This window comes from Mesorhizobium sp. C277A, from assembly GCF_040324395.1.
In the GTDB taxonomy this organism is placed as follows: domain Bacteria; phylum Pseudomonadota; class Alphaproteobacteria; order Rhizobiales; family Rhizobiaceae; genus Mesorhizobium.
Genome location: NZ_JAMYVW010000002.1, coordinates 1,156,152 through 1,174,474 on the forward strand (window position 1 = coordinate 1,156,152; position 18,323 = coordinate 1,174,474).

General features: G+C 62.6%; 18 protein-coding genes. 8 read left to right on the forward strand and 10 right to left on the reverse strand.

Annotated elements, in window-relative coordinates:
- The first annotated feature begins 3 nt into the window (after nucleotides 1–3).
- The 3 genes from NKK52_RS05760 (at nucleotide 4) to NKK52_RS05770 (ending at nucleotide 2,758) form a co-directional block, all read left to right on the forward strand.
- Nucleotides 4–1,161, forward strand: a complete 1,158-nt coding sequence (locus NKK52_RS05760) for an amino acid ABC transporter permease (RefSeq protein ID WP_023684325.1) — start codon at nucleotides 4–6, stop codon at nucleotides 1,159–1,161.
- Nucleotides 1,162–1,183: 22 nt separating this feature from the next.
- Entirely contained in the window at nucleotides 1,184–1,987 is an 804-nt protein-coding gene (locus tag NKK52_RS05765) for an amino acid ABC transporter ATP-binding protein (protein ID WP_023671483.1), read from the forward strand.
- A 105-nt stretch (nucleotides 1,988–2,092) separates the two neighbouring features.
- Nucleotides 2,093–2,758: a TIGR02117 family protein gene (locus tag NKK52_RS05770; protein WP_031204164.1), complete on the forward strand. Its 666-nt coding sequence runs from the start codon at nucleotides 2,093–2,095 to the stop codon at nucleotides 2,756–2,758.
- Nucleotides 2,759–2,977: 219 nt separating this feature from the next.
- Here the strand turns inward: NKK52_RS05770 and NKK52_RS05775 are convergent, their stop codons facing one another.
- On the reverse strand, nucleotides 2,978–4,216 hold the full coding sequence (locus tag NKK52_RS05775) for an FAD-dependent monooxygenase (RefSeq protein WP_023684323.1): 1,239 nt from the start codon (nucleotides 4,214–4,216) through the stop codon (nucleotides 2,978–2,980).
- 19 nt (nucleotides 4,217–4,235) lie between these two features.
- Entirely contained in the window at nucleotides 4,236–4,481 is a 246-nt protein-coding gene (locus NKK52_RS05780; protein ID WP_023705697.1) for a zinc-finger domain-containing protein, read from the reverse strand.
- 233 nt (nucleotides 4,482–4,714) lie between these two features.
- Between NKK52_RS05780 and NKK52_RS05785 the strand changes: the two genes are divergently transcribed.
- Nucleotides 4,715–6,907, forward strand: a complete 2,193-nt coding sequence (locus tag NKK52_RS05785; protein ID WP_023684322.1) for an RNA degradosome polyphosphate kinase — start codon at nucleotides 4,715–4,717, stop codon at nucleotides 6,905–6,907.
- Nucleotides 6,907–8,439: an exopolyphosphatase gene (ppx, locus tag NKK52_RS05790; protein WP_023684321.1), complete on the forward strand. Its 1,533-nt coding sequence runs from the start codon at nucleotides 6,907–6,909 to the stop codon at nucleotides 8,437–8,439. The genes NKK52_RS05785 and ppx overlap by 1 nt, the downstream gene beginning before the upstream one ends.
- 262 nt (nucleotides 8,440–8,701) lie before the next feature.
- Here the strand turns inward: ppx and NKK52_RS05795 are convergent, their stop codons facing one another.
- From NKK52_RS05795 to NKK52_RS05820, 6 genes are all read right to left on the reverse strand, one after another.
- Nucleotides 8,702–9,109 carry a DoxX family protein gene (locus NKK52_RS05795; protein ID WP_023712732.1) on the reverse strand — a complete coding sequence of 136 codons (408 nt, stop codon included), beginning with the start codon at nucleotides 9,107–9,109 and terminating at the stop codon, nucleotides 8,702–8,704.
- Nucleotides 9,110–9,245: 136 nt separating this feature from the next.
- Nucleotides 9,246–9,668, reverse strand: a complete 423-nt coding sequence (locus NKK52_RS05800; RefSeq protein ID WP_023671490.1) for a DoxX family protein — start codon at nucleotides 9,666–9,668, stop codon at nucleotides 9,246–9,248.
- Between the two features lie 248 nt (nucleotides 9,669–9,916).
- Nucleotides 9,917–11,314: a class II fumarate hydratase gene (gene fumC, locus NKK52_RS05805; RefSeq protein WP_023684320.1), complete on the reverse strand. Its 1,398-nt coding sequence runs from the start codon at nucleotides 11,312–11,314 to the stop codon at nucleotides 9,917–9,919.
- A 587-nt stretch (nucleotides 11,315–11,901) separates the two neighbouring features.
- The gene (locus NKK52_RS05810; RefSeq protein WP_023684319.1) at nucleotides 11,902–12,888 is read right to left on the reverse strand and encodes a glycosyltransferase family 10 domain-containing protein; all 987 of its coding nucleotides are present in this window, start codon (nucleotides 12,886–12,888) and stop codon (nucleotides 11,902–11,904) included.
- Between the two features lie 61 nt (nucleotides 12,889–12,949).
- The gene (locus NKK52_RS05815) at nucleotides 12,950–13,711 is read right to left on the reverse strand and encodes an SDR family NAD(P)-dependent oxidoreductase (protein WP_023697718.1); all 762 of its coding nucleotides are present in this window, start codon (nucleotides 13,709–13,711) and stop codon (nucleotides 12,950–12,952) included.
- Nucleotides 13,712–13,839: 128 nt separating this feature from the next.
- The gene (locus NKK52_RS05820) at nucleotides 13,840–14,601 is read right to left on the reverse strand and encodes an NIPSNAP family protein (protein WP_031204161.1); all 762 of its coding nucleotides are present in this window, start codon (nucleotides 14,599–14,601) and stop codon (nucleotides 13,840–13,842) included.
- A gap of 85 nt (nucleotides 14,602–14,686) precedes the next feature.
- Here NKK52_RS05820 and NKK52_RS05825 point away from each other — a divergent pair, with 85 nt between their 5' ends.
- On the forward strand, nucleotides 14,687–15,373 hold the full coding sequence (locus NKK52_RS05825) for a TetR/AcrR family transcriptional regulator (protein ID WP_023684316.1): 687 nt from the start codon (nucleotides 14,687–14,689) through the stop codon (nucleotides 15,371–15,373).
- A gap of 18 nt (nucleotides 15,374–15,391) precedes the next feature.
- Here NKK52_RS05825 and NKK52_RS05830 read toward each other — a convergent pair whose 3' ends face one another.
- A complete protein-coding gene (locus NKK52_RS05830; protein ID WP_023671496.1) occupies nucleotides 15,392–15,985 on the reverse strand; it encodes a hypothetical protein in 594 nt (197 codons plus the stop codon).
- A 131-nt stretch (nucleotides 15,986–16,116) separates the two neighbouring features.
- Between NKK52_RS05830 and NKK52_RS05835 the strand changes: the two genes are divergently transcribed.
- Complete coding sequence (locus NKK52_RS05835; RefSeq protein WP_023671497.1) at nucleotides 16,117–17,241, forward strand: metallophosphoesterase; 1,125 nt, start codon at nucleotides 16,117–16,119, stop codon at nucleotides 17,239–17,241.
- A gap of 50 nt (nucleotides 17,242–17,291) precedes the next feature.
- Here NKK52_RS05835 and NKK52_RS05840 read toward each other — a convergent pair whose 3' ends face one another.
- Nucleotides 17,292–17,471 carry a CsbD family protein gene (locus NKK52_RS05840; RefSeq protein ID WP_023671498.1) on the reverse strand — a complete coding sequence of 60 codons (180 nt, stop codon included), beginning with the start codon at nucleotides 17,469–17,471 and terminating at the stop codon, nucleotides 17,292–17,294.
- Between the two features lie 171 nt (nucleotides 17,472–17,642).
- Here NKK52_RS05840 and NKK52_RS05845 point away from each other — a divergent pair, with 171 nt between their 5' ends.
- Nucleotides 17,643–18,296 (forward strand): glutathione S-transferase family protein, encoded by a 654-nt coding sequence (locus NKK52_RS05845; RefSeq protein WP_023684314.1) that lies wholly within the window; start codon nucleotides 17,643–17,645, stop codon nucleotides 18,294–18,296.
- Nucleotides 18,297–18,323 lie beyond the last annotated feature (27 nt).

Genomic DNA, 18,323 nt, shown 5'->3' on the forward strand with positions numbered 1-18,323 from the left:
GCCATGCAGGAACATGATACCGCTTGGGTGCGGACCGAAATGGCACTGGCGCAACAGGCGCCGGCCGGCGTGCGGGGGCCTATCGCCTGGGTCCGCAAGAACCTGATCGGTTCGGTGGGCGACACCATCCTGACCGTACTGGGCATCGCACTGGTGGTGATGATCCTGCCGCCAATCATCAACTGGGCCTTCATCAGCGCCCAGTGGGTAGGGTCCGATCGCTCGGTATGCGCCACGGCGGCGCAAGGCGGGGTTCAGCCGGATGGCTGGTCCGGCGCTTGCTGGGCGTTCGTCAACGCCAAGTTCGGCCAATTCATGCTCGGCCGCTATCCTATTGAGGAGCGCTGGCGGCCGATCCTGGTCGCCATACTGTTCGTGGCGCTGCTGGTGCCGCTGCTGATCCCGCGCGTGCCGCGCAAGGGGCTGAACGCGATCCTGCTTTTCCTGGTGCTGCCGATCGTCGCTTTCGTGCTGCTGGTCGGCGGCATGTTCGGCCTGCCGCATGTCGAGACGCAGCTATGGGGCGGCCTGCTGGTGACGCTCAGCCTGGCCTTTGTCGGCATTGCAGTGTCGCTGCCGTTCGGCATCGTGCTGGCGCTTGGTCGGCGCTCGAAGATGCCGATAGTCAAGATGCTGTGCGTCATCTTCATCGAATTCGTTCGCGGCATCCCGCTGATCACCGTTCTGTTCTTTGCCAGCGTCATGCTGCCGCTGTTCCTGCCCCCCGGCGTTTCCTTCGACAAGTTCCTCAGGGCGCTGATCGGCTTCTCGTTGTTTGCCGCCGCCTACATGGCGGAGGTGGTGCGCGGCGGTCTGCAGGCGATCCCCAAGGGCCAGTATGAGGGGGCGGATTCGCTTGGTCTCGGTTACTGGCAGAAGATGAACCTGATCGTGCTGCCGCAAGCGCTGAAGCTGGTCATACCCGGCATCGTCAACACCTTCATCGGCATGTTGAAAGACACAAGCCTGGTTATCATCATCTCGATGTTCGACCTGCTCGGTGTCGTCAAGCAGAACTTCTCCGATCCCAACTGGGCGACGCCGCAGACCACCAAGTCCGGCCTGATTTTCGCTGCCTTCGTCTTCTGGCTGTTCTGCTTCGGCATGTCGCGCTATTCGATGTATACGGAACGCCGGCTCGACACCGGCCACAAACGTTAAAAACAAAAAAGGGGAACCTGCCATGGTCATAGAAAACGCCGTCAGCGCCGAAGAGATCAAGGTCGATGCCAAGAAGATGCACATCTCGACCACCGATGTCGCAATCGACATCATCGGCATGCACAAATGGTATGGCGAGTTCCATGTGCTGAAGGACATCAACCTCAAGGTGATGCGCGGCGAGCGCATCGTCATCTGCGGTCCTTCGGGCTCGGGCAAGTCGACCATGATCCGCTGCATCAACCGGCTGGAAGAGCACCAGAAGGGCAAGATCATCGTCGACGGCAAGGAACTCACCAACGATCTCAAGAAGATCGACGAGGTGCGCCGCGAGGTCGGCATGGTGTTCCAGCACTTCAACCTGTTCCCGCATCTGACCATCCTGGAGAACTGCACGCTGGCGCCGATCTGGGTGCGCAAGACGCCGAAGAAGCAGGCCGAGGAAATCGCCATGCACTTCCTCAAGCGCGTCAAGATCCCCGAACAGGCCAACAAATATCCGGGCCAGCTGTCGGGCGGCCAGCAGCAGCGCGTAGCGATCGCGCGTTCGCTGTGCATGAACCCGCGCATCATGCTGTTCGATGAGCCGACCTCGGCGCTCGATCCCGAAATGATCAAGGAAGTGCTGGAGACGATGGTGGGCCTGGCCGAGGAAGGCATGACCATGCTGTGCGTCACTCACGAAATGGGCTTTGCCCGCAAGGTCGCCAACCGGGTGATCTTCATGGATCAGGGCCAGATCGTCGAACAGAACACGCCGGCCGAGTTCTTCGACCATCCGCGCCACGAGCGCACGAAGCTGTTTCTGTCGCAGATCCTGCACTGAGCATTTTCATGCGAACCAAAAGAGCCCGGCCGTAATGCGGCCGGGCTCTTTTGCTATCTGGGGTCGGGGTTGATCTTCTCCATTGAAACACAAAGCCGCCGCCGCATGAGAAAAGCCCTGCATTTCGTGGCCATGCTGATTATCGTGGTCGCGCTCGCTGCCACGCTCGGCACGCTGGTGCCGCGTCCGCTGTGGCCGGCGTCAGCGGCGGGTGAGGGCACGCGCCATATTCTGGTGCTGGAGAATCCGATCCACACCGACATCGCCATTCCCGTCGATGACGAGGTGCGCCGGCGCTTCCATTTCCTGGTCGCTGCCGGCATCCCTGTCGACGCCCCGGAAGTGCGCTACATCGTCTTTGGCTGGGGCGGCCGGGCCTTCTATCTGGAGACGCCGAGCTGGTCGCAGCTGAAGACAGTGCCCGTCCTCAAGGCGCTGACACTGGACGCCTCGGTCATGCATGTCGATATCGCCGGGGCCATCGCCGAGCCGCACCCTGCTGTCACCGGTTTCGACATCGATGAGGAACGTTTTGCAGCGCTGCTCAACTATATCGACGCGAGTTTCCAGCAAGGGCCGCATGGTCCGGTCGTCATCGAGAACGCCGCCCATTCCAGCTTCGACCGCTTCTTCGAGGCGAACGGCCATTTCAACGCGCTTGTCGGCTGCAACACCTGGACAGCCGCCGGGCTGCGCACCGCCGGCCTGCGCACCGGCTGGTGGAACCCGCTGCCGGCCTCGCTGGGCTTGTCGATGCGGTTTTATAACTAGCAGTCCTTCATCGCACCGCGACAGTGTTGGATCTTTTGAAGTCAGCGGGACAGCACTCCCCTCTGGCCTGCCGGCCATCTCCCCCGCAAGAGGGAGATCAGCCGTTTTGCCCGCGCTCCTGCTGCAACGCCGGCGATTTTGGCGAAGGCGACGGCGACATCCAATCTCCCCCCTTGCGTGGGAGATGTCCGGCAGGACAGAGGGGAGTGGGAAGGATCGCTACGTCGACGATCTAGACTGCCGAGTGTCCGCTCGCCATCCATAGAGCCAGTCGAGGTCGGCGGCGAGCTTGTCGGGCGAGCGCATGGCCAGGAACAGATTGCGGGCGATCGCCACCGGGCCGGCAGCATGCCAGGCGAGGCGGTTTACGGCCCCACGACGCGCGGCCTTGGCGACACGCGGCCGCCGAAGATTTTCCCAGATTCGAAAACTTCTGGGCAGATCGCCAGGGAAATCGGCGATAGCGTCGGCAAGCGTGATGGCATCTTCGATCGCCATCGCGGCACCTTGCGCCGCAAACGGCGTCATCGCGTGCGCGGCGTCGCCGATCAGCGCGATGCCCTGCGGGCTCGTCCACCGCTGTTGTTCGACGGTGTGGATCGGAAAGGCCGTCCATGGGCCGGCCAGTGCCACAAGCTTCGTCAGGCCCGGCGCGGTGCCGCGCAGGGCAGCCGTGAGGATCGCGGGATCGGCATGGCCCGACCAACCTTCGGCCATGCGCTCACCCTTGGTGAAGGCGGCGAGATTGAAGGCCCGGCCTTTGCTGACGGGATAGGCGACCATGTGGAAGCCTGGATGCAGGAACGTGGTGACGCAGTCGGCGGCGCCGATCGCGGCAAAGGCCTCTCCGGCCGCACCGTCGCCTGCGATTGTAGCCCGCCAGGCGAGTTCGCCCGAAAAACGGCTTTTGACGAAGTCCTCGCCTGCGAGTTGCGCCCGGACCGCCGACCAGACGCCATCGGCGCCGATCAGGAGTTTGGCGCCTGCCTCGATCTCGCGGCCGTCCACTTCGGCGGTCACGGCGACATATTGCGCGTCTTTGACGATGCCGGTCACGCGGGCGCCGGTGATGAGCTCAATCTCCGGCCGTTCAGCCATTTGCGCCAACAGCGCTGCCTGCAGATCTGCGCGGTGAGCAACGAGATAAGGCGACTGCCAGCGCGCTTCGGCGGCGTGCCCGAGCGGTACCCGCGCCAGTTCGCGCAGCGTCCCGGCGTCCTTGAGCACGACCGCTTCCGGCCGCAACGCTGCCGGCAACAGCCGGTCGAGCACGCCGAGTTGTCGAAGAATGCGTGTTGCGTTGGGCGAAAGCTGGATGCCGGCGCCAGCCGCTTCTAGGTGCTGTGCCTGTTCGATAAGCTTTACCGGATAACCCCCTCCGGCGAAGGCAAGGGCGGCGGTCAGCCCGGCGATGCCGGCCCCGGCGATTATGACCTGCCGGGACCTTATGTCTTCCATCGGGCTTGTCGCGGAAGGATCAGGCGGCCTGGTCGATATAAAGGCAACCAGCCGGCAGCGTTTCCGTCGCCCTCAGCTTCGCCGAATAGCGGTAGAGCGTCGAGCAATACGGGCAGACCTTTTCATTGTCGTCGCCCATGTCGAGGAACACATGTGGGTGGTCGAAGGGCGGGTTGGCGCCGGTGCACATGAATTCCTTGACGCCGATGTCGATTGCCGGATGGCCCGCATCGTTCTGGAAATGGGGAATGGAACCGCCTGCCATCGTCGTCTCCTTGATCTCGTCGAAAAGCATCTGGAACATAACAGGCCTGTTTGCAAGATCGATGAAATGAAACTGTCGCAAAAGCCTGTCAGAGGATACGGTGAGCCGGTTAAGTGCACGTCCCTGAAATCGGAATGGTTTTCGCCGAAGGGCCATGCGTCACAAAAGCGTGTTAGAGGCATGGCACGTCCAGCGGCGCTCCAAGGGACGGTTGGCGGGGAAGAGCAGGAACCATGAACGAACTGAAGCCGGTGCAGAGCGAATTCATCAATGTCGAAGTGGCGAGCCCCGAGGGCGGCAACCCCGATCGGTTCGTCAACCGTGAGTTCTCCTGGCTGCAGTTCAACCGGCGTGTGCTCGAGGAATCACAGAACGAGCACCATCCGCTGCTCGAACGCGTCCGTTTCCTGTCGATTTCGGCCGCCAATCTCGATGAATTCTTCATGGTCCGCGTCGCCGGCCTTGCGGGCCAGGTGCGCGAAGGCATAGCGCTCAAGAGCCCCGACGGCCGCACGCCGGAGCAGCAGCTGGAACAATTGCTGCGCGAGGTCGAGCGGCTGCAGGAGGACCAGCAGAACAGCCTTTCAGCGCTGATGCTGCTGCTCAACAAGGAAGGCATAGAGAGCATCACCCGCGATGCACTAACCAAGGATGAGAAAGTCTGGCTGGAAGACCATTTCCAGGACCAGGTCTTCCCGGTCCTGACTCCACTGTCGATCGACCCGGCGCATCCGTTTCCGTTCATTCCCAATCTCGGCTTCTCGATGGCGCTGCAATTGCGCCATCGCAAGAATGGCGAGGAGATGAGCGCGCTTCTACGCCTGCCGGTGGCGCTGAAGCGCTTCATCCGTCTGCCCGACCGCAAGCAGCACGTTCGCTTCATTCCGTTGGAGGAGGCTGTCGGCCTCTATATCGGCAAGCTGTTCCCCGGCTATGAGGTCAAGGGTTCCGGCACCTTCCGCATCATCCGGGACAGCGATATCGAGGTCGAGGAAGAGTCGGAAGATCTCGTGCGCCTGTTCGAGACGGCGCTGAAGCGGCGCCGCCGCGGTTCGGTCATCCGCATCGAATTCGACAAGTCGATGCCCGGCGAATTGCGCGAGTTCGTCGCCGGCGAGCTTGGCGTCTCTTCGAGCCGCATCAGCGTTCTGACCGGCCCGCTGGCGCTCAGCCAGATTTCCGAGATCGTCGCCGTGCCACGCGACGACCTGAAGTTCACCCCCTACAATCCACGCTTTCCCGAGCGCATCCGCGAGCATGGCGGCGACTGTTTCGCGGCCATCCGCGAGAAGGACATCGTCGTCCACCACCCCTATGAATCCTTCGACGTGGTGGTCCAATTCCTGCGCCAGGCGATGGCCGACCCCGAGGTGGTGGCGATCAAGCAGACGCTCTACCGCACCTCCAACGACAGCCCGATCGTGCGCGCCTTGGTCGACGCGGCCGAGGCCGGCAAGTCGGTAACCGCCCTGGTCGAGCTCAAGGCGCGCTTCGACGAGGAAGCCAACATTCGCTGGGCGCGCGACCTCGAACGCGCCGGCGTTCAGGTCGTGTTCGGCTTCCTCGAACTCAAAACCCATGCGAAAATGTCGCTGGTAGTGCGGCGCGAGGACGGCAAGCTGCGCAACTATGTGCATCTCGGCACCGGCAACTACCATCCGGTGACCGCGCGCATCTACACCGACCTGTCCTTCTTCACCACCGATCCGACGATCGCGCACGATGTCGCCCAGCTGTTCAACTTCATCACCGGCTATGCCGAGCCGACCGATGAGATGCGGATCGCCATCTCGCCGTTTACGCTGCGCAGCCGTATCCTCAAGCACATTGCCGACGAGGTCGCCTACGCGCAGGCTGGCCGTCCGGCGCGCATCTGGATGAAGATGAACGCGCTCGTCGATCCCAACATCATCGACGCGCTCTATGACGCCAGCCGTGCCGGCGTCGAGATCGATCTCGTCGTGCGCGGCATCTGCTGCCTGCGGCCGCAGGTGCCCGGCCTGTCGGAAAACATCAGGGTCAAGTCGATCGTCGGCCGCTTCCTCGAACACAGCCGCATCTACTGCTTCGGCAACGGCCATGGCCTGCCGTCGGACGAGGCGATCGTCTACATCGCCTCGGCCGACTTGATGCCACGTAATCTCGACCGCCGCGTCGAGACCATGGTGCCGATCACCAATCCAACGGTGCATGAACAGATCCTTGGCCAGATCATGCTGGGCAACATCATGGACAACCAGCAAAGTTTCGACGTATTGGCTGACGGAACCTCCCGGCGCGTCGTGCTGGAGGAGGGTGAGGAACCGTTCAACGCGCAGGAATATTTCATGACCAATCCGAGCCTGTCGGGACGGGGTGACGCGCTGAAGTCGCATGCGCCCAAGCGCATCGCGCAGTTCAAGCGTCGCAAGAAGAACACCGGCTGATGATTTCAACGTCCCAAGGCCGGCTGCAGGATCGCCGGCCGCTGTCCATCATCGACATCGGCTCGAACTCGATCCGCCTTGTCGTCTATGAAGGGCTGGCGCGCTCGCCGACCTTGCTGTTTAACGAAAAGATGCTGGCCGGTCTCGGCCGCGGCATCGTTTCGACCGGCAAGCTCGATCCCGAGGCGGTGACGCGCTCGATGGAGGAGTTCCGCCGTTTCCGCGCGCTCTCCGACCAGGCGGGTGCGGAGCACATGTTTGTGCTGGCAACGGCCGCGGCCCGCGAAGCGATCAACGGCCCCGATTTCATCCACCGGGCCCAGGATGTGCTCAAGACCGAGATCCGCGTGCTCACTGGCCGGCAGGAGGCGCATTATTCGGCGCTTGGCGTCATTTCGGGCTTCCACCCCGCCAATGGCATTGCCGGCGATCTTGGCGGCGGCAGCCTGGAGCTTATCGACATCAATGGCGAGGCGATCGGCGACGGCATCACGCTGCCGCTGGGTGGCCTGCGGCTGCAGGACATGGCCAGGAATTCGCTCGCCCAGGCGGCAAAGATCACCCGCGACGAACTGGCGCGCGCCAAATTGTTGAAGGGCGGGCCGGGACGGCCCTTTTACGCCGTTGGCGGCACCTGGCGAAACCTTGCCCGGCTGCACATGGAAATGACCAACTACCCGCTTGGCGTCATGCACCACTATGAGATCGGTGTCGAAAGCGCCGCCAATTTCCTGAAGCAGGTGGCGAAAGGCGAGATCGAGAAGGTCAAGGGCATCGAAGGTGTGTCGAAGAACCGCCGTTCGCTGCTGCCCTATGGCGCGGTCGTGCTGCAGGAGATCATGGCGGCGATGCAGCCGTCGAAGATCATCGTCTCGGCATTGGGCGTGCGCGAAGGGTTTCTCTATTCGCTGCTCGACCCTGCCGAGCAGAAGGCCGATCCGCTGGTCTCCGCTTCGGAGGAACTGGCGCGGCTGCGGTCGCGCTCGGTCACCCATGCGCATGAGCTTGTCGAATGGACGGACAAGACCTTTGCCGCCTTCGGCATCGACGAGACGGAGGATGAGGCGCGCTATCGCCACGCTGCCTGTCTGCTGGCCGATATAGGCTGGCGCGCACACCCGGAATATCGCGGCAAGCAGTCGCTCAACATCATTGCCCACGCCTCCTTCATTGGCGTCGATCACCCCGGCCGTGCCTTCCTGGCGCTGGTCGGCCTGTTCCGCCACGAAGGCGTGTTCAACGATGCGGCGCCGGAAATCCGCGGCCTGGCGACGCCGCGCTATCTCGAGCGCGCCCGCATCCTGGCGGCGGTGCTGCGCGTCGTCTATCTGCTGACGGCGGCCATGCCCGGCGTCATGCCGCGGCTGAAATGGGAAAACCGCGGCAATGGCACGTTGGCGCTGGTGCTGCCGGCCTCACTTTCCGATCTTTACGGCGAACGCCCGGCCGGACGGCTGGCGCAACTGGCGCGGATCACCAACCGCCGGCTGGTGCTGGCGGTCGAGGGTGGGCAGAGCGTGTCGGTGAAGTAGGCGCGGCCTGACAGCAAAACCATGTCGTCGTCGGCCTCGCGTTCGAGCACCGGCTTCCTCAATCCGTCGCTGCTTCGCAGCGCCACCTCCCCCTCCGGAGGGAAAGGGAAGGGAGCCTCGTTGGAAAGCGTTGGCGGCAATAGGCTCGCGCCCTTCCTCTACCCCGTCGATCGGGGGAGAGGTGGCTCGACGAAGCCGAGACGGAGTGGGGGTCGACCTGGCACGGGCGTCGATGGTTCAACCGGGACGATATTTGACGATATCAGACCGCGGCGCGGCGCCCGTCGATCGACCAGGCCCCGGCGCCGGCCATGGCTAGCGCCAGGAATCCACCGGCGATGGCAATATCCTTCATCAGCATCTGCTGGTGCAGGAAGGTGAGCATCGGGTCATCGCCGCCCTGGCCGTAGTGGCCGATGGAGCCTGCAACGATGCAGAAAGCGGCAAGAAGTATCGCAACGACCGGCGTCTGAAAGCCGACCAGTATCAAGAGACCGGCAATCAACTCGAACAGCCCGGTGCCCCAGGCGGCAAGCGTCGGCAATGGCATGCCGAGGCCGGCGAAATAGCCGGTCGTCCCGGCAATGTCGGCGAGCGCGTGGTAGCCGGAGGGAACGAGCAGGGCGGCGAGCAGCAGCCGGGAAATCAGAAGCAATGCATCGCGGGGCATGGTCATCTCCGTTGTCTGTCCGCAGGCTGTTTCGAGACCGATCCTAGCAGGGATGGGGCGGGCGCGCGCTTGGGCAGACAACGAAAAAGCGGCGTGGAAATTCCACGCCGCTTTTTTCAGGCTTGGGAGGGAAAGCTCAGCCGCGCTTGGCGTCGATCGAGTAGGCGCCAGGGCCCGAGGAAGCCAGCAGCAGGAAACCGCCGGTGATGGCGACGTTCTTCAGGAAATGGATCATCTGGTTCTGGTCGGCCCAGCCGGTATGGGCGACAAAGGCCGAGGCGATGGTGAAGACCGCGAGCACCCAGGCGGCGATGCGGGTCTGAAAGCCAACGAGCACGGCAAGGCCGCCGAGCAATTCGATCAGGCCGACGACAATGGCCGTTATGGTCGGCACCGGCAGGCCCATGGCGCCGAAATAGCCGGCGGTGCCGGAAATGGCGGTGAGCTTGCCGAAGCCGGAAAGCAGGAAGATGGCGGCGAGCAGGATGCGGCCGAGCAGGATGGTGGTGGAGCTGTTGGACGCGATGCCGGCGCCGGCAGCGGAAGTGTTGATGGACATGGTGGCTCTCCGAAAAGGGTTGATGTCCCGTCAGATAGACCAAGCCGACTGTTCACCAAAGCCGCCAGTCCGGCGACACATTGTTCACAGGACGTACATTTCGGGATCGTTCGACCGACGCAAAATTCTTGTCGCGGCCAGCAGCGGCGGGAGCAAATTGTCCCGCCACACAATTCGGATTTCTAGTTGACGCAATTCCAAAGAGGAAGGGCTGCGCGATTCGAGGAAGGCACTTCCCCTGGAATCGCTTAACCCGGATGCGTCATGTCCTCCGGCCGCACCAGCCGGTCGTAGTCTGCCTCGCTGACCAGCCCGGTGGCCAGTGCTTCCTCGCGCAAGGTGGTGCCCTTCTTGTGCGCGGTCTTGGCGATCTTGGCGGCATTGTCGTACCCGATCGTCGGCGCCAGCGCCGTCACCAGCATCAGCGAGCGGTCGAGCGCGGCCTTGATGTTGTCTTCGCGCGCCTCGATGCCGACGACGCAATTGTCGGTGAAGGAGATCGAAGCGTCGGCCAACAGCTGCACCGACTGCAGGAAGTTGTAGGCCATCAGCGGGTTGTAGACGTTGAGCTCGAAATGGCCCTGGCTGCCGGCGAAGGTCAGCGAGGCGTTGTTGCCGAACACCTGCACGCAGACCTGCGTCAGAGCCTCGCATTGGGTCGGGTTGACCTTGCCCGGCATGATCGAGGAACCCGGCTCGTTTTCCGGCAGCGACAGTTCGCCGAGGCCCGAGCGCGGGCCGGAGCCGAGGAAGCGGATGTCGTTGGCGATCTTGAAGAGGGCGGCGGCCGCCGCGTTGATGGCGCCATGCGAGAACACCAGGGAATCGTGCGCGGCGAGCGCCTCGAACTTGTTCGGCGCGGTGACGAAGGCGATGCCGGTGATTTCGGCGATGCGCGCCGCCACCTTTTCCGCAAAGCCGACCGGCGCGTTGAGGCCGGTGCCGACGGCGGTGCCGCCCTGCGCCAGTTCCTGCAGGCCGGGCAGCGTCATCTCGACGCGCTTGATCGAAGAGGCCACCTGCGCGGCGTAGCCGGAAAATTCCTGGCCCAGCGTGAGGGGTGTCGCGTCCTGCGTATGGGTGCGGCCGATCTTGATGATGTGGGCGAAGGCCTTCGTCTTGACCTCGAGCGCAGCGTGCAGATGCTTCAGCGCCGGCAGCAGATCGTGCACGATGCGCTCGGCGCACGCGATGTGCATGGCTGTCGGGTAGGTGTCGTTCGACGACTGGCTCATATTGACGTGGTCGTTGGGGTGCACCGGCTTCTTCGAGCCCATGACGCCGCCCAGAAGTTCGATCGCCCGGTTGGAGATCACCTCGTTGGCGTTCATGTTGGACTGCGTGCCCGAGCCGGTCTGCCAGACGACCAGCGGGAAATGATCGTTCAGCTTGCCGTCGATCACCTCTTGCGCCGCCTCGATGATCGCCTTGCCGACTGCCGGATCGAGCCGCTTCAACTCCATATTGGCTTCCGCCGCCGCTCGCTTGACGATGCCGAGCGCACGCACGATCGAGGCCGGCTGCTTTTCCCAGCCTATCCTGAAATTGCCGAGGGAACGCTGCGCCTGCGCGCCCCAGTAACGGTCGGCGGCAACCTCGATGGGGCCGAACGTGTCGGTTTCGGTTCTGGTCCTGGCAGCGGTCACTTGTCTCTCCGACGATCGAATTCGGCAACGGCGTATCGCGTTGCACAATGGCCTTCAAGCAGAGATTGCGGCCGGCAGGCAGTAAATCGGTTGAAGCAGTAGCGCCGCCCTTCGGGATCCTGCACCCTCCACTTTCGTGTGAAGGAAATTGCTCCTCAGTGCGGCTTGATCCCATGAAGTGGACGGAAACTTGCGGATTTAGCTCGATAAGATCATGTCGAGCTGGCGGATTGCTCTACGCAAACTTCCCCCAGGATCAGCAATGCGCAATTCATGTCTACCTACTCTACCTACGAGCGACGCTGCCACACAAACTACCATCCGTGCCGGCGTCTCACTGGCAACAGCAGCGATGAGGTAGCTTATGCACTTGTCCTTCTGTTCAGTTTCCCGACCAAAATCCGGCATCGCATCCGGATCGAGCTTCGGATCGCGAAGCCGAGAATTTCAAGTCCACCCTGGGAGCGCCTCCACATGGCCTCGGAGTTTTCCAAGATGCATTGCGGCAAGGTCGAAGCCGTCTCGACGTCGCAAGAGACGCTCTTTGTCCTCGGTATTTTGCTGAAAGCGCGCCTGATCGCGGACCGTCAGCTCGGAACCTTTTTCCTCCAACGGCGCAGCTTTGTCCTGAGATAGGCTCTATAGCCGAACGGAAGTGTTCGCCGTCCGGAAGGCGTGCTTGTCCGCGCCTCCAGACGCTGGCGCACGACGCTCATCAGTCTGCAGAACGCGGGTGTTTCCAATGATTGCACCCGTTTGACGAGATTGTCGGGCAATGGCTTTGAGCGCCAGTCGAAATAAGCCTCGTAGTCTTGCGGCGTTGCGATCAGGTGCTGGAGATAGGCTGCAAGATCGCTGGCGCTGGCGAAGGCACTGGCGTCAATAAAGGAGTGCTCCGGAACGAACTCGTCCACATTGGGAGCGCCAAGGTAGATCGGCACCGTGCCCGCCATGAACGCGTCATAGATTTTCTCGGTGACATAGTCGGCCTCGATCGAGTTCTCCATGGCCAGGCAGAATTTGTGCCGCGCAATGGTTTCGATCTTGGTCTTCGAGCCCAGATCGGGGCCAGAGACCGATCGGTTGTTGCTATATCGGCCATAAGAATCGATCTTGATGTGGCGCGCCAGTTCGTTCGCCAAATCGACACGGCCGCTATAATTCAGGCCGGCCGACTGGAAGAGTGCGACCGGCGCTTCTTCCGTTTTCGGCACGATTGGTCTGGCCAGCGCATCTTTCCACCACACCGCACGCGGAAGGTAGGGTACCCAGACATCGGACCGGGATTCATGCGTCATGATGATATCGAAGTGCCGCATGATTTTGGGGTCGGCAAGTCGCTTGTAGTTTTGGCCGCATTCCATCGACCAGGCGACCCAATATTGACCAGGGTATTTGTAGGCATCGCCAACTTCGCGAAAGTTCGGAATATGGAAGACGACTGCCGCGGCCTCGGAAATCCGTCGTTTGTCCAGTGTCCACCGCCCGGGCATTTCGCACTGTATCGACGCGATATCGACGGGTTTGCTGAAGAACGTTGTGTAGAAGAGGATCAGTGGATCGATAGACGGCATGGCACCACGAATGTCTGAAGCATTGCTCAATCTGCAGACAGACGCGGTATCGGAAGTTTGGTCACCCCGCCGTATACCCGCCATCGATCGCGAAAATGCCGCCGCTGGTCCACGCCGCCTCGTCGCTGGCCAGATAGACGGCGATGCCGGCAAGATCGCTGGTCTGGCCGATGCGGCCGAGCGGGTAGCTGCGCTCGACATAGGTTTTCAGCTCGGCTTGCGCTGCCGCCGGCAGGTTGTCGATCGACTTGCGCCGCATGGCGGTGTCGACCGTGCCGGGCGCAATCGCATTGACCCTGATGCCGCGCGGACCAAGCTCGAAGGCCAGCGACTTGGTCAGCGAATTCAGCGCGCCCTTGGACAAGGAATACAGGCTCGACGGCCGCTTCGGGATCATCTTGTCGGCGAAGTAGGACGAGATATTGATGACGGAGGCGTTGGCGCCGAGATGCGGCAGCAGCCGCTGGGTAAGGAAGAACGCCGCCGTCACATTGAGCGCGAAGGATTGCTGGAATTGGTGCTCGGTGACGGTCTCGAAAGGCACCAGATAAGCGACGCCGGCATTGTTGACGAGGATGTCGAGCGGGCCGGTTGCTTTCGCGCGATCGACCACGGCATCGATGCCGGACGAGGTCGAGAGATCGGCCGACTGGGTGCCGACGTTGCCCGCCGCCGCAAGTGTCTCGCGGGCGGTCTCGAGCTTGCTGGTGTCGCGACCGACGATCAGCACGTCGGCGCCCTCGCGCAAGAAAGCTTCCGATATCGCCAGGCCGATGCCGTCCGAGCCGCCGGTCACCAGTGCTCGCTTGCCAGAAAGTCTCATTGAAGGCCAAGTCGCATCGAATGCTCTCGCTGTTGCCCGCGTCACGAAGGCAATGCCGATCGGCGAGGGCGGTCAAGCCGCCGGCCTATCGCTCAGTATGAACTTCGGTTGGCCGCGTGCCGATCCGGTTACCGCAGCAGCGACTGCGACGTCGGCGTCAGGCGCAAGGTTTCGGTCCGCCAGGTCACATCGGCCGCTTGCCATTGGGGCGAAGCGGCAACTGCGGCTTCGTAACTGGCATGCGCCTCGGGACTGTCGAAACCCGTCACCGCGATAAAGACGTTTTCGCTCAAGCGCACCGGCAGGCGGGGAAAGCTGTTTTCAGCGTGCTCGGTGATGAAGGCGCCAAGCAACCGTCCGCCGGCGCCGATAAGGACCGGAACGGCGTCCGTTTCGAAATTGCCGGCGAAATCGGCTTCGGCGCCAGACCGCAGATGATGAATCTGGATGACAACAACACCGGTCAAGCCATTGTCTGCGCTCAACTTTCCATCCGCCGGCATGGCGCCTCGCTGCGAGCCTGACAGATCGAAGCCGGCGCCTGGCCATGCCGGCTTCAAGAGCAGTACATCGTCGGAATCGATCATCGTCGCATTGGCGGCGTCGCGGTGCGCCGTCCACACCGGCCCGTCATAGAAGGCGGTGAGCGCCTGCTTCCGCGCTTCCATGCCACCGAAGCCGCGCAGCCAGACGAACATGTCGGGGCGGTCGAGGTCGCGGAACTGTCCGATGATGGTCATGCCGGCGTGTTCCTGGCCTTCGATGAACCGACTGTCGAAGATGTCGATCAGCGTCTCGCGCCGGCCCGGCTTCAGCGTGTACTGCCGCAACTCGACGACAGGCGAAGCGAGCAGTTTTGCCGCCGCAGGCGCATTCAGGGGTACGGTCATTGTGTCGTCTCCAAAAAACAGGATGATCATCCGGTTTATAAAACAGACCGGTTGTCCTGTTTTGTCAATCTGCTATCGTTGGCAAATGTCAGCAGAGATTGCTCGGGCTCCGAAAGGGCCGCCGCGAAAACGCACCAACGATCCCGAAGGGCTGCGCAACAAGGTGCTCGATATCGCCGAAGCGTCGTTCCAGGCGCGTGGCTATCATGCATCCGCCCTTGGCGAGCTGATGACGACCGCAGGCGTCAGCGGCGGCGCGCTGCATCATCATTTCCCGACGAAGAAGGCGCTCGTTCTGGCGGTGATCGAGGAGCGCGTGGCAGCGGCCCTCGATGAAACCTGGATCAACCCTGTACGGGCGGCAGGCTCGGCGCGCGAAGGCGTGCGCGCGGTGTTCGAGGCGGTGGCGACCGAGCTTGAGCAGCAAGGCTTCGTGCGCGGCTGTCCGCTCAACAATCTGGCGCATGAACTGTCGCTCGCTGACCCGGATTTCCGCGCCGCTCTGGACGATATCTTTGCCGGATGGCGTCAGGCGGTTGCCGACAAGGTGCGAGCCGACCAGCAGTCGGGGAGGGAGCAGGGCACCGACCCCGAGCGCTTTGCGGCACTCGCCATCGCCGCCTATTCCGGCGCCATGTCGATGGCCAAGGCGGCACAGGATGCCAGCGTGCTGCGCGATTGCCTGGCCGAACTTCAGGGTAGCTCAACGCCGCCATTCCCGAGCAGAGCGAAGCGGCGTAGCAGGATCCTGCTGCGGCCGGGAAAACCTTGAGGCCGGAACTGCGCTGTTCTAGTTGGAAAGCGGCTTGATCGTCTCGTAACCGTTCACCGATTCCGCGCTGGTCCCTTCGTCGTAGCGCCGGGCGAGGGACGCTTGCAGATCAGGCGCATAAAGCGCGGTAAATGTGTCCAGCGTTTCGCCGGCGCCGTTCTTGAAGGTCTCCGTGACCGCCAGCACGTTGTATTTGCAGCCGCCGACACTGAACGTCTCCTTGCCCTTGACGACCAGGCTCAGCGTCTTGGTGCTCTTCGGCTGCTTGTTCGGCGACAGCTCGACGAATTCGATCGTGCTCTTGGCTCCCGTCTTCAGCGGAAACAGTTTTCGCAGATCGGAAAACGGGATCGTCGCCACCCGTCCGGTATCGCTGTCGCGAAACACTTCGACCAGGCCGGCAAACAGGAACTGTGTCTGCGGCGATTGCGATTCGTAGGTGTTGGCAACGGAGACCATGCCGCCGGCCACCGGCCGAAACTCGCTGCGGACGCCGGGCATTTCCAGAACGAAGCCGGCTTTGGCCGATTTTGCGTCGACACAATCGGCGGCATGCACCGCAGCCGCCGGCAGCAACCCAGCCAGCACCACGCCTATCGAAACGGCTCTCATGAAATCCTCCCCTCTGCTTGTATTTGCTGCGCGCCAGCATGACCCAAGAAATGCCAGAGCCTCAGTGCCGTGTCGACCTGCCATTCCTGGCAACTGGACGGTGGGGCGCCGGCTGTGCTGAATTTCAGGTCATGAATCGCAAGCTCGTCCTCTCCCGTCGCAATTTCCTCGCACAGGCAGCCGGCCTTGCCATGGCTGGCATGCTGCCGCGCGCCGCGCTTGGCCAGACCGGCAAGCGCATCCAGCCCATCGACGCCACCTTTCTGTTCATCGCCGATGTCCATGCCTGCCGCATGTCGAGCGGCCTCAGCCCCAACTGCCTGGAGGAAGGCAAGACCGATGCCGCGCTGTTGCGCAATGTCGCTGTCCTCAATGGCTTGGCCGGCCGGCAATGGCCAGTCGAGATCGATGGCGTTGCAACCCGCCTGCGTTCGGCCGGCGGCCGCATCGATGCGCCGCTCGGCCTCGTTGTCGGCGGCGACATCACCGACGATGGCGGCGGCCAGATCACCGAGCCCAGCGAAGGCACGCAACTGTTGCAGTTCAGCCAGCGCTATCAACAGGGCGTCGGTCCCGATCGCGTGCACATGCCGGTCTATGTCGGCCTCGGCAATCACGATCTCGACCAGAACGGCTCGCCGCCGCACGTCGACTGGTACCGGCGCGAATTGCGCGACTATGTCGAGGTCAACCATCGCCCCGGCGTGTTCTTCAAGCCCCCGGTGCCGGCCACCGAATACGATGTCGACACCGACTGCTATTCCTGGGACTGGGGCGGCCTGCATCTCGTCCAGACCCACCGGTTTGCCGGCGACACCGGCCACGGCGCGGTGAGCAGCCTGCCGTGGCTGAAGCAGGATCTGACGACCTACGCTGCGGATGGCCGTCCCGTCATCCTGTTCCAGCACTATGGCTGGGACACTTTCTCGGTCGAGCGCTGGGACCCGGCCAAGCGCACCTATGACGATGACGGCGCAGGCGCGCCGCATTGGTGGAGCGAGGCCGACCGCCAGGCGCTGCTGGCGGCGCTGAAGGGCTACAATGTCATCGCCATCTTCCATGGCCATCAGCACGAAGTGCCTATGATCTACAAAAGCGATGGCCTCGACCTGTTCAAGCCGAAGGCTGCCTATATGGGTGGCTTCGCGCTGGTGAGGGTAACCGGGGACGGCATGGACGTGGTGCTGGGCGAGGCGGCGGGCGACCGGGGCGGGGTCAAGTTCACCAGCGCCTTCAGCAAGAGCCTCAGCCTCTGACAAGAAAAAGGCGGCCTTGAGCCGCCTTCCTCATTGCCTGCAAGATCGGGTCAGAGCGCCTTTTTGATCTTGTCCTTCACGTCGCCATAGACCTTCTGCACCTTGCCGGCGGTCTTGTCGGCCGTGCCTTCGGCCTGGGTCTGCCTGTTGCCGGTCGCCTTGCCGCCGGCCTCCTTGACCGAGCCCTTGACCTGCTTGGCCACGCCGGCAACCTGATCCTTGTTCACCATCTTTGCATCTCCTGGGATTCCGGGGATTCATTCGCAGGAGGCAAACGGGCCGGCTTGGCTTAGGTTCCCTGGGCGGCGATCATCGTCGCATCTGGTCGCTTATATGGTCGCCGAAACGCTTTGCCGCGTCGTATCGTGTGACTAGTGTGACGAAATTTTGGGGAGACCGCCTTGGCTGAATTTACGCTCATCATCGCCAACAAGTGCTTTTCGTCCTGGTCGCTGAGGCCATGGGTGGCGATGAAGCATCTGGAGATCCCGTTCGAGGAAGGTTTCGTGCGCCTGCGCACGCCCGAGACTTTTGCCGCTCTGGCGAAAGTCTCGCCCACCGGCCTTGTGCCAGTGTTGAATCACAATGGCAGGATTGTCTGGGAAACCCTTGCCATCCTTGAATATCTGGCCGACCTGTTTCCGGAGAAAAAACTTTGGCCGCAGGATATCGGCGCCCGCGCCTTGGCTCGCTCGGTGGCGACCGAGATGCATTCCGGCTTTCGCGAGGTGCGCTATGGCTGGCCGATGAATTTGCGCCGGCCGAAGGGCCACAAGCCGCTCGACGCCGAAGGCGAAATGCAGCGCGCGCGCATCGAAACGATCTGGCGCCAGTGCCGGGAACAATACGGCAAAGGCGGCCCCTTCCTGTTCGGTCATTTCACCGCGGCCGATGCCATGTATGCACCTGTCGTCACCCGCTTCGACACCTATGGCGGCAAGCTCGCGCCCGACACGCGCGCCTACGTCGACGCCGTGTTGGCAACGCCGGCGATGCGGCACTGGTATGCGGAAGCAGCGAAGGAGACTTGGCCGGAACCCGGCCCGGACGAATAGGACCACTAATGACATCACGGTGAGTGA

Excerpts from the sequence above, each read along its gene's own strand:
- NKK52_RS05760 (WP_023684325.1), top strand. The coding sequence starts at position 4 with ATGCAGGAACATGATACCGCTTGGGTGCGGACCGAAATGGCACTGGCG.
- NKK52_RS05765 (WP_023671483.1), top strand. The coding sequence starts at position 1,184 with ATGGTCATAGAAAACGCCGTCAGCGCCGAAGAGATCAAGGTCGATGCC.
- NKK52_RS05770 (WP_031204164.1), top strand. The coding sequence starts at position 2,093 with ATGAGAAAAGCCCTGCATTTCGTGGCCATGCTGATTATCGTGGTCGCG.
- NKK52_RS05775 (WP_023684323.1), bottom strand. The coding sequence starts at position 4,216 with ATGGAAGACATAAGGTCCCGGCAGGTCATAATCGCCGGGGCCGGCATC.
- NKK52_RS05780 (WP_023705697.1), bottom strand. The coding sequence starts at position 4,481 with ATGGCAGGCGGTTCCATTCCCCATTTCCAGAACGATGCGGGCCATCCG.
- NKK52_RS05785 (WP_023684322.1), top strand. The coding sequence starts at position 4,715 with ATGAACGAACTGAAGCCGGTGCAGAGCGAATTCATCAATGTCGAAGTG.
- ppx (WP_023684321.1), top strand. The coding sequence starts at position 6,907 with ATGATTTCAACGTCCCAAGGCCGGCTGCAGGATCGCCGGCCGCTGTCC.
- NKK52_RS05795 (WP_023712732.1), bottom strand. The coding sequence starts at position 9,109 with ATGCCCCGCGATGCATTGCTTCTGATTTCCCGGCTGCTGCTCGCCGCC.
- NKK52_RS05800 (WP_023671490.1), bottom strand. The coding sequence starts at position 9,668 with ATGTCCATCAACACTTCCGCTGCCGGCGCCGGCATCGCGTCCAACAGC.
- NKK52_RS05810 (WP_023684319.1), bottom strand. The coding sequence starts at position 12,888 with ATGCCGTCTATCGATCCACTGATCCTCTTCTACACAACGTTCTTCAGC.
- NKK52_RS05815 (WP_023697718.1), bottom strand. The coding sequence starts at position 13,711 with ATGAGACTTTCTGGCAAGCGAGCACTGGTGACCGGCGGCTCGGACGGC.
- NKK52_RS05820 (WP_031204161.1), bottom strand. The coding sequence starts at position 14,601 with ATGACCGTACCCCTGAATGCGCCTGCGGCGGCAAAACTGCTCGCTTCG.
- NKK52_RS05825 (WP_023684316.1), top strand. The coding sequence starts at position 14,687 with ATGTCAGCAGAGATTGCTCGGGCTCCGAAAGGGCCGCCGCGAAAACGC.
- NKK52_RS05830 (WP_023671496.1), bottom strand. The coding sequence starts at position 15,985 with ATGAGAGCCGTTTCGATAGGCGTGGTGCTGGCTGGGTTGCTGCCGGCG.
- NKK52_RS05835 (WP_023671497.1), top strand. The coding sequence starts at position 16,117 with ATGAATCGCAAGCTCGTCCTCTCCCGTCGCAATTTCCTCGCACAGGCA.
- NKK52_RS05840 (WP_023671498.1), bottom strand. The coding sequence starts at position 17,471 with ATGGTGAACAAGGATCAGGTTGCCGGCGTGGCCAAGCAGGTCAAGGGC.